The organism is Alistipes sp. An66, assembly GCF_002161445.1.
In the GTDB taxonomy this organism is placed as follows: Bacteria; Bacteroidota; Bacteroidia; order Bacteroidales; family Rikenellaceae; genus Alistipes; species Alistipes cottocaccae.
In genome coordinates, this window is record NZ_NFHT01000003.1 from 221,288 (window position 1) to 236,194 (window position 14,907).

Here is a 14,907-nt window from a genome sequence, read left to right on the forward strand (position 1 = left end):
TATAATAACACGCGAAAAGTCATGAAAGCACAGAAGGGATTAGGCCGGGGTCTCGACGCCATTTTCGGCAGCGAGCCCATCGACGCAAAGCTCAAACCCATGAGCCGGATGGCCGAGATCGAAATCGCCGACATCATACCCAACCCTACGCAGCCGCGCACGCAGTTCGACGAGGAGTCCCTCGACGAACTGGCCGATTCGATCCGCCAGTTAGGGGTCATCCAACCCGTGACGGTGAAGAAGACCGACGACGGGAAATACATCCTCATCAGCGGCGAACGACGCTGGCGGGCCGCGCAGCGCGCCGACCTGACAACCCTCCCGGCCTACATCCGCGAGGCGGACGACGAGAACCTCCACGCCATGGCCCTCGTGGAGAACATCCAGCGCCAGGACCTCAACGCCATCGAGATCGCCCTGGGCATGCAGCGCCTGATCGACGAGTGCCACCTCACGCAGGACGCCCTCTCCGAAAAGGTCGGCAAGAAACGCTCCTCGGTCTCGAACTACCTGCGCCTGCTCAAACTCCCCGACGAGGTGCAGCTGGCTCTCAAAGAGGGGCTCATCTCGATGGGCCATGCGAAGGCCATCGCCGGCGCACCGGCCGAACAGCAGCTGCGGGTACTGAAACGCTGCATCAGAAAGGACCTTTCGGTGCGTCAGGTCGAGGAGCTGGTGCGCACGCTCGCCGAAACCCCCGCCAAAGAGGCACAGAATGTGGAGGACGAAGAGTATCCCGAGAGCTACTCGCGGCTGGTCGAGGCGCTCGAACCGATCTTCTCGCAGGAGATCTCGATCAAGCGCGCGAAAAACGGCGGCGGCAAGATCGTCATCGGCTTCGACGACGACCGGGATATCGAACGCTTCATCGAACGATTTGCCAAACGCCCCTAAACCGCAGCCTTCCATGTCGAAAATCCGGTTCCTCCTTCCGCTCCTGGGCTGTCTCCTGCTGGGAATGCAGGCCGCCGAAGCACAGCTGCCCCGCAGCGCACGCAGCATCGTGCGCGGCGGCATGTTCCAGAAACCGGATTCGCTGCGGGCCAAACGCGACTCGATCCGGTTCGCGGAGCTCGCCCTGCGGATCGACTCGGCCCAGACGCTCGACTACCCCATCGACTCGGCAGCCGTGGCAATGCTGCGCACGGACGACCTGCTGGAACTCGACTCGATCGCACTGGCGCGCTACGACGCCGCACTGCACGGCATCGACACCACGACCAAACGCAAGGTCTACAAGAAGGGGTGGTTCATGAGCGACTCGATGTCGCTCTCGAAGGTGTGCTGGATCTCGACCGTCCTGCCCGGATACGGACAGATCTACAACAAACAGTACTGGAAACTCCCGATCCTCTACGGACTGGTGGGCACGGGACTGGGGCTCTACATCCACGAAAACAAAATCTACAAGCCGCTGCGGCGCCAGTACAACTCCTACACGAACGTGAGCCTGTCGCGCACGCCCGAACTCGACGCGCTGCAAACCAAGATGATCCGCAGCAACACGCGCCGGCAGATCTACCTCGGAGTGACGATCGCCTCGTACATCTACTTCATCGGCGACGCCGCGGTGAGCTACAAGACCAACGACGTGTCGAGCGTCAAGAAGGCCACCACGCTGGCGTGCATCTTCCCCGGCGCGGGCCAGATCTACAACCGCAGCTACTGGAAGGTGCCGTTCGTCGTCGGCGGATTCGCCTCGATGATCTACTGCATCGACTGGAACAACCGCGGCTTCCAACGCTTCAAGAAGGCCTACAACCTGCTGGCCGACTACGAACAGCATCCCGAAAACTATCCGAACGGCCCGACCGACGAGTTTCGGGGCCGCTATTCGTCGGACTTCATCAAGAACCTGCGCGACAACTACCGGCGCAACCGCGACCTGTGCATCATCATTTCGGGAGCGCTCTACGTCCTGCAAATCATCGACGCCCATGTCGACGCCCACCTGAAAGACTACGACATCTCGGACGACCTGTCGATGAACCTCGAACCGCTGGTCAATTACACGTACGTTCCGACGCTGGGCGGCAACCGTCCGGTCTTCGGATTCAATTTGAGCCTGAACTTTTAGACGATGAGAAAACTCCTGATACTCGCCCTGCTGGCCGCCCTCTCCGCCCCGGCATGGGGTCTCGACCGCAGCCCGCGCAAGAAGAAACGCGATAAAAAGTCCCGGAGCGAACAGACCGTTCCGGCAACCGTTGCGGATACGTTGCGGACCGTCTGCCCGGAACCCGTGGAAGAGCCGACGCCACCCGTGGCAGAAGAGCCCGAACTGAACGACATCACGCTGGGGCTGACGGCCGAACAGGCCGACTCGCTGCTGGCCGTCTGGCGCGAACGGCAGCGGCAGGACGCCTACGACGAATTCTTCAAACGCTACATCCTCGAAGATTCGACGGTGATCGCCGACCAGACCCCCGATTCGGTCTATGCGCGGCGCCTGCTGGATCTGGCCTCGCCGATCCAACTGCCGTTCAACGCAATCGTCAAGAACTACATCAACCGCTATATCGACCCGCGTTCGGGGACGATCAGCCGGATCCTCGGCATGTCGCAATACTACTTCCCGATCATCGAGGAGGCATTGCTCCGGGCGGAACTTCCGGTCGAGCTGCGGGCCCTGCCGATCATCGAATCGGCCTTGTCGACCACGGCGGTCTCGCCGATGGGCGCCGTGGGGCTGTGGCAGTTCATGCCGACGACGGGCAAGAGCTACGGACTGGAAATCAATTCGCTGGTCGACGAGCGCCGCGACCCCTACCGGGCCACGCAGGCTGCGTGCCGCTACCTGAAAGACCTCTACAAGATCTACAACGACTGGACGCTGGCCATCGCAGCCTACAACTGCGGTCCGGGAAACGTCAACAAGGCCATGGCCCGTTCGGGCGGCAAGACCTTCTGGGAGATCTACGACTACCTGCCGCGCGAGACCCGCGGGTATGTCCCGGCCTTCATCGGCGCGACCTACGCCTATGCCTACCACCAGCTCCACGAGATCGAGCCGACCGAAGCGCCGATTCCGCTCTCGGTGGACACGCTGCACATCGCGCGGCTGATGCATCTGAACCAGATCTCCTCGACGATCGACGTCCCGCTGGAAACGTTGCGGCAACTCAACCCGCAATACAAACTGGACATCATCCCGGCGACGACCAAAGCCTACACGCTGGTGCTCCCGCAACGCAACATCGCGCAATACATCGCCCACGAGCCTGAAATTCAGGCCAAGGACTCGATGTATCTCAAAGAGTACATCAACCCGGCGAACATCGACAAGAAACGCCAGGAGCGCAGCGGCACGATCTACGTGGTCAAGAAGGGCGATACGCTGGGCGCCATCGCCCGCCGCTACCGCGTGACGACCTCGCAACTGATGCGCTGGAACAACATCAAGAACGCACACAAGCTCCGGATCGGACAACGGCTCCGGATCGAAGGCCGGTAATGATTTCGGATCACGATACGATCGTCGCCCCGGCGACGGCTCCCGGGGGAGCCCTCGCGGTCATCCGCGTGAGCGGTGCGGAGGCTTTGTCGCTCTGCGACCGGATCTTCCGGGGACGGCAGGCGTTGGCCGCTGCGGCCGGGAACACGGTCCACTACGGCCGGATTCCGGACGGCGAACGCGTGGTAGACGACGTACTGGCGACCGTCTTCCGGGCTCCGCACTCCTACACGGGCGAGGATTCGGTCGAAATCTCGTGCCACGGTTCCCCGTACATCGTTTCGGAGATTCTCCGCCTGCTGATCGCTGCGGGCGGCCGCATGGCCCGGCCGGGAGAGTTCACGATCCGCGCCTACCTGGCCGGGAAACTCGACCTCTCGCAGGCCGAAGCCGTGGCGGACCTGATCGCCTCGTCGAACCGCGCGGCGCATGCGCTGGCCACGAACCAAATGCGCGGCGGCTACTCCGAAGAGTTGGAGGAGCTTCGGGACCAATTATTGAATCTTACCTCGCTGCTGGAACTGGAACTGGATTTCTCGGAGGAGGATGTGGAGTTTGCGGACCGGAGGGCGTTGCGCGAGACGATGGAGCGCATCGGCGCGGAGATCGAGCGGCTGCGCAACTCCTTTGCCCTGGGCAATGCGATCAAGGAGGGGGTTGCGGTGGCGATCGTGGGAGCTCCGAATGTCGGAAAGTCGACGCTGCTGAACCGGCTGCTGAATGAGGATCGCGCGATGGTTTCGGAGATTGCCGGCACGACGCGCGACGTGATCGAAGAGCGGGCCAATATCGGCGGTGTGCTGTTCCGGTTTCTCGACACGGCGGGAATCCGTGCGACGGGCGACCGGCTGGAACGTATGGGCATCGAACGCACGATGGAGAGCATCCGCCGGGCGCAGGTGGTGGTCCACCTGCTCGACGCCCGGACGATGAACGGATCGAAGGCATCGGAACCGGAATTCACGCTTCGTCCGGATCAGCGGTTGTTGACGGTGGTCAACAAGACAGATGCTTTACCGGAGGGCTTCCGGTTGCCGAAGGGAGTACTTGGGATTTCGGCCAAACGGGGAGACGGGATCGAGGCGTTGTGTGAAGCGCTGCGGAATGCGGTCGATACGGAGGGGCTGTACCACGGCGACGCGGTAGTATCGAACAGCCGCCACTACGAGGCTCTGACGGCGGCGCGTGAATCCTTGCACCGCGCCATGGAGAGTCTGGACGAAGGGCTTCCGGCGGACTTGTTAAGTGAAGAGATCCGGCCGGTGATCCGGCATCTGGGCGAGATCACGGGACGTGGGGCTATCGCCCCGGACGAAGTTCTGAACAATATCTTCTCAAAGTTCTGCATCGGAAAGTAACTCGACCGAAGAAAAATCGAGCAAAACGCAGAATAATTACCAATAAATCAACGAATTACAACAGAAAATCGAGCGATTTTCTAGAGTTCGTTTTTGCCGTAGAGGTGTAAATTTTACACTCCATTTACACCTCGAAAACGCCGAGGTGTAAAAAAGTGTAAAAATATTTTTCTATCTTTGCCCTGAACCAAAACCTCGACACCATGGAAATCAAACTTCATCAAAAACCACAGCGCTCGACGGGACGCACCTCGCTGGTGCTGGAGTACTACTATGGCTACACGCGCGATGAGGAGGGGCGGATCAAGCACCGCCGCAAATTCGAGACCCTCGAATACTTCCTCTACACCACACCCCGCAACAAGGCCGAGCGCGATCACAACAAGATCAACCTGGAGATGGCCGAAAAGGTCAAGGCCAAACGGCTGCTTGACGAGCAGAACGAGCAGTACGGGTTCGCCGGACAGTTCAAGATCCGCACCAACCTGGTCGAATTTATCCGCGGCATGGTCGAGCAGCGCAAGGATTCGCCCGGCAACTGGGGCAACTGGGACAGCATGCTGAAACACCTGATCGCCTATGCGGGGACGGAGACCACCTTCGAACGGATCGACCGACGGTTCGTCGAGGGATTCCGCAACTACCTCGCCAAGGAGGCCCGCACGAAGAGCGGCACCGCCCTCTCGGCCAACAGCCAGAACAGCTACTTTCTGAAATTCAAGGCGGCGTTGAACCGGGCCGTCGAGGAGGGGATCGTCACCCAATCGCCCGCCATGGGGGTCAAGGCCACACGAACCGAGGACGTCCACCGCGAATACCTCACGGTCGAGGAGCTGCAGCGGCTGGTCAAGACCGACTGCTCCTACCCGGTGCTAAAGGATGCCTTCATCTTCTCGTGTCTGACGGGCATGCGCTGGAGCGACATCAACAAGCTGACGTGGGGCGAGGTGCAGGAGTTCGACGGCGGCACGCGCGTGGTCTTCCGCCAGAAGAAGACCCGCGGTCTGGAGTACCTCGACATCTCCGAGCAGGCCGTGCGCTACATGGGGCCGCGCGGCAGGGCCGACGAGCGGGTCTTCTCGGGGCTGAAATACTCCGCCTGGCACAACCTCGCGCTGCGCGAATGGTGCATGAAGGCAGGCATCACGAAGCATATCACCTTCCACTGCGGGCGCCACACCTTCGCCGTGCTCCAGCTCTCATTGGGTACCGAGATCTACACCCTCTCGAAGCTCCTCGGCCACCGCGAGCTGAAGACCACACAGGTCTATGCGCAGATTATGGACGAGAAGAAACGCGAAGCGGTGAACCGGATTCCGGAATTATGATTATCTTTGGAAGACGGGGCTTCAGCCTTCACCCCCGCACCGCAACCGACCGCCCATGAACCGCATCGAATACATCCGTTACTCGCACCGTCGTGCCAACAGCAGGGTTCGTGCATGGATCGGGAGCGTACGCGCGCAACTCGCGCGTCGGAGCCGGTTGCTGGGCTGGATCTGGATGGTGCCGGGATCGATCTTCTATGCGCTGGTCGTCCTCTTCAGCTGGCTCACCTTCTGCGTCGTTCTCTTCAAGGATCCCCGCTTCACGCTCCACTACCTGGAGAGCGAGATCGAGTGCCGCGGACTCACCGGTGCGGAGGTCCGCCACTACCTCGACGAGCAGCACCGCGACTACGAACGTCGGCTGGCCTACGGCAACTTCACGCGCGACGAACAGCGGCGCATCGACCAGACCTTCGCGTACCTCTACAACCGCTACCCTGCCCCCATACGGGACGACCTCAACGCCCGGCTCGACGAGGTGCAGAGCGCCGTTGCGGAGATTGCCGGCTTCACGCGGCAGCGGCAGGAGGAGCTGGAGCAGGCCCGGGAGCGCGAAACCGCCCTGCAGGTGCAGGCCGAGAAACGCCGCGCCATCAACCGCAGCCGCACGGGATTCGACCCCACGCCGGAGGACTTCTCGCCGCGCCTTACCGACCGCCAGCTCGATCTGCTGACCGAACACATCAACCGCATCGGCCTCTTCCGGCGCGACGTCACCCGACCGGAGGTTGAGTCGCTGCTCGCCTGCCAACTCCCGGAACCGTTGCAGACGACCCACAACAAGCTGCTGGCGCTGCTGCTCGAATCGTTGAGTGCCGCGCGGTTCATCACCCCGAAGTGGCAGCGCGTGGCAGGAGCCAAGGGATGCTTCCTCTCGAAGCTGGGCAAACCGCTTACGGCCAAGGATCTCTCGGCGGCCAAGCAGATGGCCGACATCATTGACGCGAAACGCGAGCAGCAGATTCTCGACTGCATCCGGGCCCTGGAGGCCGCGCAGTCATAGCCTGCCCGTAGACGCCGACAGGCACGGACAATGTCTCCCTTTTCGGGGTTCCGCCGTCGTGTTTGCAGGGTGCCAGTACGCGGGAAAAAGATGGGAAAGATTGTCCAAACAAGCGGAAACGTTGGCAGACAATGTCGCCAGCCTTTTTTCTTCGTTTTTTTGTCTCTGTAATTACAAGCCTGTGCGTTGTGCAACGCCTTTGTCAAACCTTTTAAATTGTGTTTTTATGCAAATGAGTCTAACCGTCGAGGAACGTCTCGACCGCATCGAACAACTGCTGCGCGGACAGAAGAATGTCCTGAACTTTTCCGAAGCCTGCGACTTCACAGGCATCTCACCGAGCTACATGTACAAACTCACCCACAGCGCCCGCATCCCCCACTACAAGCCTCACGGCAAGAATGTCTACTTCCTGCGCGAGGAGCTCGAACAGTGGCTGCTGCAGAATCCCGTGCGGACCGCCGAACAGAAGGATCGCGAGGCGACCGAGTTCGTCCTTCGCAAACAACGTCCGAGATAGCGGCACGCATCGGTCCGACCGGTCCCAAGCCCATCGGGGCGGCCGGATTATCTACCCCTAAAAAAGCGCATCGCTCCCCTTAAACGAGCGGATCACCCGCTCCTTTACAACATCACCCTCCTCCATACGGCCGATCAACAACGGCGACGTCGGGTCATGCAACACCCGATTCCGATACACCGTCTTCGTATCGGTGTTGGCATAGCAATACAGACAGCCGTGGCTGCATGTATCATAGGCTCCGATATCCACACTCTGCACACATCCACACTCCGGCCGTTGGTTCCTGTCTTTGGCGACCTCCAACCTGCACCCCAGCAGCTCTTCAATCAACATACGGTCGATGCATCGGCCATGCCGGATGCCCATCGGCTCCAGGTCTATCCGTTCCGCGCAGCTCTGAATCCGGATGCCATAGCTTGATGCAATGGAGGCCAAACCCGCAGCCAATCGGGTGATTTCATCCGCACTCGGTTCCCGGGCCGTTGTCGTCCTTAAATTGCGCCGCGTCTTCTGATACAGATCCACAAAACTGATCACGCAGGTTTGGGTACAGGATGCCAACCGTTTGGCGATTGCCTCAAAACCGTGCAGATGATATTGGACGTCCATGCTTTGCGAGAACAGAATCGGGTCATACCTCCAGATGACCCGCTTGGGGCCAATCCGGTCGGACAGCAGTCTGAACGTCTCGATCACGGACTCCTTCTGCGGAAGCCCCATCTCCAGCTCCCTGTCGTATGGAGTGACCGTAAACTGGAAATAGTACATGTAGTCCGCAAGTTCACCCAGACGCGGCAGCATCGGCGCCGGATTCTTGCTCCAAAAGACAATGCAATCAATCACATCCGGAGAAAGCCGGATTTTGCTGACCTGATGCCGGTTCATCGGATTCCGGACGCACACCTGCCCCTCCCGGATTCGGTTGTAAAACCAGTCCGAATAGAAGGCAGGAATATCGGTTCTTCTGCTGACGCTCAGTATCATCGCGAATCATTTTATCGTTTCGCCGCACTTTGCAGACGGCACCCGAGGCTGCGGCGTATATCGGCCCAACCGGTCTATTTGCGCTCGGGGTCCGCTTCCGCCGCAGGCCGATCCTTCCAGAGCCACCACTTGCACTTCGCCGGATCGGGATTCTCCGTGTTGACGAAATAGACGACCGCGCGATAAAGATACAGCTGACAGCGGTCAATCTGACACCCCCGCAGACGACACTCCTCGGCATAGAGTTCCTCGGCCGTCTTGCCCTTCAGCGATTCGATGGTCGTGTAGCCCATGGCCAGTAGATCCGCTTCGGTCCGCGGCCCGACGTTTGGTATTTTTCGCAGTTCAGTCATGGCTGTTTGGTTTCCCGTAAAGCCGCTCCAGATCGAGCTTCTCGATGCGCGAACGGATGGCACGGGCTTGCGCTGGAAATGGGCGGACAGCTCCACCTCCGTCGCCCCCTCACACCACCGGCGCGTCAACTCCAAATCATCTTCCTCAGTCCAGGGCATATAGGCGTTCGGATACTCCTGGCGGCAGGCGTAGACCGAGTAGGTCGGTTCGCCGGTCAGCTGCTTGTAGGCCCGCAAATAACGCTTCAGCCGCTTGACATCCTTGTCCGAGAGGTACGGCAGGCGGCGGATATCCATATTGTCCGTCAAGTCGTTCAGCTTGACCGCCACGGCCAGCGGATTGCCCTTTATGCGGGCAATATAACGGTCGTAAGGCTCCTCCTCGGCGTGAGTCAAACAGCGCAGCGCCTCGATGATTTCGGGTGCAAACCCCTCGGCCGTCAGCCCCTCCAGCGTCCAGTCGCTGTCCTCGACCACATCATGTAGCACCCCGACGATCTTCTCTTCGGGGGTTGTGCCCACGGCCATGACCCGCAGCGGGTGACCGATATAGTCGTTCCCGGCCTTGTCGCGCTGGCCGCGGTGCGCCTCGGTGGCAATCTCGATGGCTCGTTCCAGGGTACTCATGCTCTACTTCGGTTTATGGACGCCGTTCGGCGCGTCCTATCCAAGACAAAGATACGAAATTTGCCGACAGCAGGAAAGCGGGTCACCCCGCCTGCGGCAATAAACTACAACGATACACACCGCCCGACAGACGCTCTACCGCAAAAAACAGCGACTGTTGGCGGTTTTCCGATTTAATTTCCTATTTTTGTAGATGGTTCCGTGCCGATCCGCGGAGCCGGACATTTTATACGAACGTTTTGTTACGTTTTCTTTCGCATTCAAACTTCGCAACTTTGATCTCTCGAAAGAAATGTAGCCGGGCGCTCCGTAAACGTATGTATTGCATCCGTGCGCTATTGGCGCATTATGTGCAATACACGTTTCGCGTGGGCTGTCCGTGTTGCTTATTTCGAGAGGGGCAGCGAAGGCCTGAATGCGTGGTAAGTCAATGCGGCAACCCACGTTTTTTATGGCTTTCGATTACGATTACACCGGAAACCCCGCCCTGCTCGACCGTCGGAAGGTCGCCTTCTTCGCCTCGCGCGTCGTCTCACCGGCCGTCGAGGAGCAGGCCTTGCGCTGGGCCGAGGCGTGTTGCGCAACCGACCGTGTCGTAATCAGCGGCTTCCAATCCCCGCTTGAAAAATCAGTCTTTGAACTTCTGCTGCAAGCCCGGCACCCGGTGATCTGGGCCCTGGGGCGCGCCCTCTACCGCCGCTACCCTCCCGACATCGAAGAGGCGTTGGCCGAGCAGCGCATTCTGATCTTTGCCGTGCGCAACGCCCGCCGGACCGGTTGGCAAACGGCCCAAACCCGCAACTACGCCATCGCCACGATGGCCGAGGAGAGCGTCTACGCCCTCCGCTCGGACGGCCGTCCCAGCTCGCTCGACGTCCTCTGCGGGCTGGAGTTGGGACGCAAACCGGTGCGTTGTTTCCCGCAATAAACGTCTCGTTTCACGGGAAAAATTGGTACTGAAACCGCTTCAAAACCCGGTTCTGAATGATCGAAATTCTGTAAAATCGAACGCTGAAAGAGGACAAATTACCCTGCTTTTTATGGCGTAAATGTCGGATTAGAGGCTCTCAATTGGATGAATTGAGGGCTTCCAAATTCGTGAAATTTGTCCAAAATTTTGCACCCTTAACCGCCCAAAATCGGTCGAAACGGGCTTTTTGAAGTCTGATTTGAGGCGATAAACCGCCACTTTACCACGCCAAAATGGCCGGATCTTCCCTGTTTTCTGGCGAAGGGGGTCTCGAAAATCCTTCGCCGGCTAAATTTCGGGTCGGGCCACGGTGGCCCCGGTAAAAAACGACGACTTCGGAGGAGTTTTCCACCCCCTTGCGGGCAAGCTGTTTTCGTTACCGAGAATATTTCGCGTAACGGAAAACACAGCTTGCTGAGTCCCGAACATATAATGTTCCAGGGGCTCAAAAACGGGTCGAATATCACGTCCCGTTCCCGCTTGTTCGCCGGCCAATCTGAAGAGGCGAACCACCCGTTCCCGAAGCCGACATCGGGAACAAAATCGACAAAAAAAGGAAGGTCCGGAGGCGTCTTATTCAAAAAGGCCGACTGACTGATTGACGTCAGTACTGACTGAAGTACTGACTGACTGAAGTACTGACTGACTGAAGTCACGGTTTTGCTGTTTCGCTGTTGTGTTGACACACTGTTTTGTTGTTTTACTGACGTAGTGTTTTGCAGGCTCTCTGTTTTGTTGTTTTGCGGACATATTGATTTGCGGATACCAGTTGGATACATAGGGCTGGAGCGACAACAAGACTTTGGTCGTTGCCCACATTCTTGCATCAGGGAGGGTTGGGCGCTGCGCCTACGGCGGAAGCCCGATAAATACACGATAGGGACCACAGAAATAGGCCATACACCTCAAAAACCACCGCAGAGCACAACTAACATCACCAAGCTCCATCATGGCTCAAACGCGAGAAAAACGGGCGACAAATTAACCTTAGGTGGCAGCAGGGATTGAGGCCAGTGGATGAAAGATGGTCCGGGGAACGGGAGACACGACACACAGCCGAAGCATGGTTTTTCTCCTTTCCATCGGTAGCATCTTCAAAAGTGGGCCGGAGCGAATACGACAACTTTTTCCGCGGGGAAAGGGCTCCACCGAAAGAGGCTTTTCCCTGCGGAAACCCCACCGGGGCCTGAGGTTGGCATTTCGCTCCGGGCCCTTACCTTGCTGCCGGATGAAAAGGAGCAGAACTCACAACCGCCCGTTGTCGTTCCACTCACCGTAGAGAATGCCTTTGCGGGTGTTTTCAAGAAATTTGTCGAGACGTTTCCGAAAAAGTTCGGGTTGGTTCTTTTTGATCTGAATAGTATCAATCCGCACCCGTTTGTAGAGATCCGGCAGACGGCAGAAGTTTTCCCAAAGAACAGGGTCGGACTGCAACTCGTGCAAAATATCGGGATCGATGGAAAATCCGGTTTCGCTCATATCCGGCAAGACGGCCCGTCCCGCATCGGTCATCAGCCCCAGCCGTTCCATGCGGCGGCATCGTTCCTTGTTCAGTTCCGACCAGTTGCTGCGAGGCTTTCGGGGACAAAGTTTCTGGGCTGTCACCTCTTCGGAGATCTTCTTGGTGGTGCTGTCAATCCAGCCGAAGCACAGGGCCTCCTCCACGGCATCGACATACCAGAAGGTGTCGTCATCAACGGGGCGTCCCCGCTTGACCACCACCCAGCATTCCGGCTCCTTGTCGTGGTTCTGCCGAAGCCACTCGCGCAACTCCGACCTCGATTTGGCATCTAACAAATTATGGATCTCCATAATCTTCTGCAGCTGTCTGTCCAACATGCAATATTACGCAAATTAATGCGAAACGAGTACATGTAGAGGGCTACAAAAGCGGGGCAAATCCAAGAAACACTCTTTTCCCATCCATTGAAACTTTATATATCCAAGATGACCGACTTCGTTAGATTTATCTTAATTTTGTATTCATCGATATTCGGGGAACACGCCCCACAATCTATTCGCTTTGCTTATGACTCGTTGTCTATATCACGCCACGATACACGAATTTTTACAGCAGTCGTCAGAGGCTCTGTTGGGAACCTTCGTGAATAACTATCACGGAGTTGCTATGACCACAACCAACGAAGCCTGGGCCGATGAGATCCGCATTATGCAGGAGGGCCTGCAACCGTGGAAGGATGAAGATGGACAGGTCATTTTCGAGTACGACATTCCACGACTCGGAAAGCGGATCGATGTTGTTCTGCTGCTTCGTGGGCTTATCTTCTGCCTCGAATTCAAGACAAGACAAGAGGCTAAGAAGGAGAATATGCGGTCATATATCGAGCAAGTATTAGATTATGCTTTGGATCTGAAGAATTTTCACTTGCTGAGCCAAAATAGGATCATTATCCCCATTCTCATACATCCTTGGATCAGTAAAAGTTCAAGCGTATTCCAGGCCTCTGTATATGATGATTCCATATACAACCCCCTGTTAACAGGGCCAGCTGGTCTACAACAGCTCATTGCCGATGTTCTGGCACATGCTGGAGCCACATCGCCAGATCCAAGTCTGGGGGCCGACTGGATCATCAGCCCCTACTCACCCACCCCGACTATCATCGAGGCAGCCAAAAGGCTCTACGAGAACCACTCGGTAGAGGACATCACCCGCCACGAAGCGGACAAGGTATCGACCGATCGCACGATTGCATATATCCTCGATGTGATCAAGACCAGCCGAGAGAAGGGCGAGAAGAGCATCTGTTTTGTTACGGGCGTACCGGGAGCCGGGAAGACATTGGTCGGGTTGGATGTTGCCGTCAAACAATCCTACCAGAATGGTGAGAAATTGAGCGAGGATGAAGGGGCCGTTTATCTTTCGGGCAACGGGCCGTTAGTCGCGGTGCTGACCGAGGCTCTGGCCATCGACAACCAGAAGAAGTGTCAAGCTCGGGGCGAGAAAAAGAACCGGTCGGATTCACGAAGGGAGGTTGGCAAATTCATCCAGATTATCCATCGCTATCGGGACAACATGCTGGCCAAGCTAAAAACTCCGATTGAGAATGGCATCCTTGAGATTGATCCCAAGAAAGCAATCAAGCTTGCCAAAGCCGGCTATGGCGAGGTGGAACATGTCGCCATCTTTGACGAAGCGCAGCGTTCATGGACCCACAAGCGGCTCGCAGATTACCTCAAACGCGGAGGAACCTACGGCAACAAACTCAAGATCCAGAACTTTCCCTACTCCGAGGCGGCCTTCCTTATTTGGTCTCTGGATCAACGGGAGGATTGGGCAACGATTGTATGCTTGGTAGGTGGCGGGCAAGAGATCAACACCGGAGAGGCCGGCATTTCGGAATGGATCAAGGCCCTCAATGAGAAATTTACACACTGGAGGATCTACATCTCCGACAAGCTAACCGAGGCGGAATATGCCGAAGGACGTGTCAATGAACTACTGGCCGGCAATGACAAAGTGACCTTCTCTCCAGAGCTCCATCTGGGGGTTAGTCTACGTTCGTTTAGAGCCGAGAACCTCTCCGCCTTTGTGCACGCCTTGCTCTCCTTCAACCCGGATGCCGCTGCGCTGTACGACACGATCAAAGCGCACTATCCGATTGTTCTGACCCGAGATATGACCAAGGCAAGGGCTTGGCTACGCAAGAACGCCCGAGGCTCACAACGCTCCGGCGTTCTCGTCAGCAAGACTGCCGCACGCTTTAAGCCGCTGGCCGTCGATGTTCTGGGTCAAGGAGATGAAAACGCCGTTCATTGGTTCCTGGAGGATAAGACTGACATCCGCTCTTCCAACTACCTCGAGGATGCGGCAACCGAGATCCAGGTACAAGGGCTCGAACTGGATTATACCTGCGTCCTTTGGGATGCCGACCTGCGCTGCGAAAACGGAAGCTGGCGATACTTCAATTTCAACGGCCGAACAGCCTGGCGCGAAGAGTCCGGGCAAACCGAAAGCAGCCTCGAACGACGAAAATACATGTTGAATGCCTACCGTGTCCTCCTAACACGCGCCCGTATCGGCATGGTCATTTGCGTTCCAGGAGGCAATTCCAACAAGACCGTTGATGGGTTCCCTGAGGATGCAACCCGACTACCTGAGTTTTATAACGACACCTACAAATACCTCAAGTCAATAGGGTTAGAAGTGATATAAGAAGGGGAATACTGATACTGTTCCCAAAAGTGTGTCTGGAGAAGGATAAATAAAAAAGTCTACAGATTTTTTAGATTTGTATAGGGAATCAACAAAAAACTAAAAAAGAGTAGACTTATGGTGTTGACAA

General features: G+C 57.4%; 12 protein-coding genes. 9 read left to right on the forward strand and 3 right to left on the reverse strand.

Features of this window, described 5'->3' with window-relative positions; genetic code table 11:
- Positions 1–21: 21 nt before the first annotated feature.
- The 7 genes from B5G16_RS03925 to B5G16_RS03955 all read left to right on the forward strand — a co-directional run bounded on the left by B5G16_RS03925 (position 22) and on the right by B5G16_RS03955 (position 7,663).
- Complete coding sequence (locus B5G16_RS03925; protein WP_087261355.1) at positions 22–894, forward strand: ParB/RepB/Spo0J family partition protein; 873 nt, start codon at positions 22–24, stop codon at positions 892–894.
- 13 nt (positions 895–907) lie between these two features.
- Positions 908–2,077: a DUF5683 domain-containing protein gene (locus B5G16_RS03930; RefSeq protein ID WP_087261357.1), complete on the forward strand. Its 1,170-nt coding sequence runs from the start codon at positions 908–910 to the stop codon at positions 2,075–2,077.
- A 3-nt stretch (positions 2,078–2,080) separates the two neighbouring features.
- Positions 2,081–3,454 carry a lytic transglycosylase domain-containing protein gene (locus B5G16_RS03935; protein WP_087261360.1) on the forward strand — a complete coding sequence of 458 codons (1,374 nt, stop codon included), beginning with the start codon at positions 2,081–2,083 and terminating at the stop codon, positions 3,452–3,454.
- Complete coding sequence (gene mnmE, locus B5G16_RS03940) at positions 3,454–4,812, forward strand: tRNA uridine-5-carboxymethylaminomethyl(34) synthesis GTPase MnmE (protein ID WP_087261363.1); 1,359 nt, start codon at positions 3,454–3,456, stop codon at positions 4,810–4,812. Before B5G16_RS03935 ends, mnmE begins: the two co-directional genes overlap by 1 nt.
- Positions 4,813–5,015: 203 nt before the next feature.
- Positions 5,016–6,140, forward strand: coding sequence for a site-specific integrase (locus tag B5G16_RS03945; protein ID WP_087261366.1), 1,125 nt, complete (start codon positions 5,016–5,018; stop codon positions 6,138–6,140).
- Between the two features lie 55 nt (positions 6,141–6,195).
- Positions 6,196–7,143 (forward strand): hypothetical protein, encoded by a 948-nt coding sequence (locus B5G16_RS03950; RefSeq protein ID WP_087261369.1) that lies wholly within the window; start codon positions 6,196–6,198, stop codon positions 7,141–7,143.
- Positions 7,144–7,369: 226 nt separating this feature from the next.
- Complete coding sequence (locus tag B5G16_RS03955; protein WP_087261372.1) at positions 7,370–7,663, forward strand: helix-turn-helix domain-containing protein; 294 nt, start codon at positions 7,370–7,372, stop codon at positions 7,661–7,663.
- Positions 7,664–7,720: 57 nt separating this feature from the next.
- On the opposite strand, the gene B5G16_RS03960 is transcribed toward B5G16_RS03955, so the two are convergent.
- Complete coding sequence (locus B5G16_RS03960) at positions 7,721–8,650, reverse strand: DUF1848 domain-containing protein (protein WP_087261375.1); 930 nt, start codon at positions 8,648–8,650, stop codon at positions 7,721–7,723.
- A 74-nt stretch (positions 8,651–8,724) separates the two neighbouring features.
- On the reverse strand, positions 8,725–9,630 hold the full coding sequence (locus B5G16_RS12840) for a helix-hairpin-helix domain-containing protein (RefSeq protein WP_239405949.1): 906 nt from the start codon (positions 9,628–9,630) through the stop codon (positions 8,725–8,727).
- A 451-nt stretch (positions 9,631–10,081) separates the two neighbouring features.
- Here B5G16_RS12840 and B5G16_RS03975 point away from each other — a divergent pair, with 451 nt between their 5' ends.
- Entirely contained in the window at positions 10,082–10,558 is a 477-nt protein-coding gene (locus B5G16_RS03975; RefSeq protein WP_087261379.1) for a hypothetical protein, read from the forward strand.
- A gap of 1,287 nt (positions 10,559–11,845) precedes the next feature.
- Here the strand turns inward: B5G16_RS03975 and B5G16_RS03980 are convergent.
- The gene (locus B5G16_RS03980) at positions 11,846–12,412 is read right to left on the reverse strand and encodes a YdeI/OmpD-associated family protein (RefSeq protein WP_087261382.1); all 567 of its coding nucleotides are present in this window, start codon (positions 12,410–12,412) and stop codon (positions 11,846–11,848) included.
- Positions 12,413–12,728: 316 nt separating this feature from the next.
- On the opposite strand from B5G16_RS03980, the gene B5G16_RS03985 reads away from it, so the two are divergent.
- Positions 12,729–14,777 (forward strand): DNA/RNA helicase domain-containing protein, encoded by a 2,049-nt coding sequence (locus tag B5G16_RS03985; RefSeq protein WP_239405950.1) that lies wholly within the window; start codon positions 12,729–12,731, stop codon positions 14,775–14,777.
- Positions 14,778–14,907: the final 130 nt, after the last annotated feature.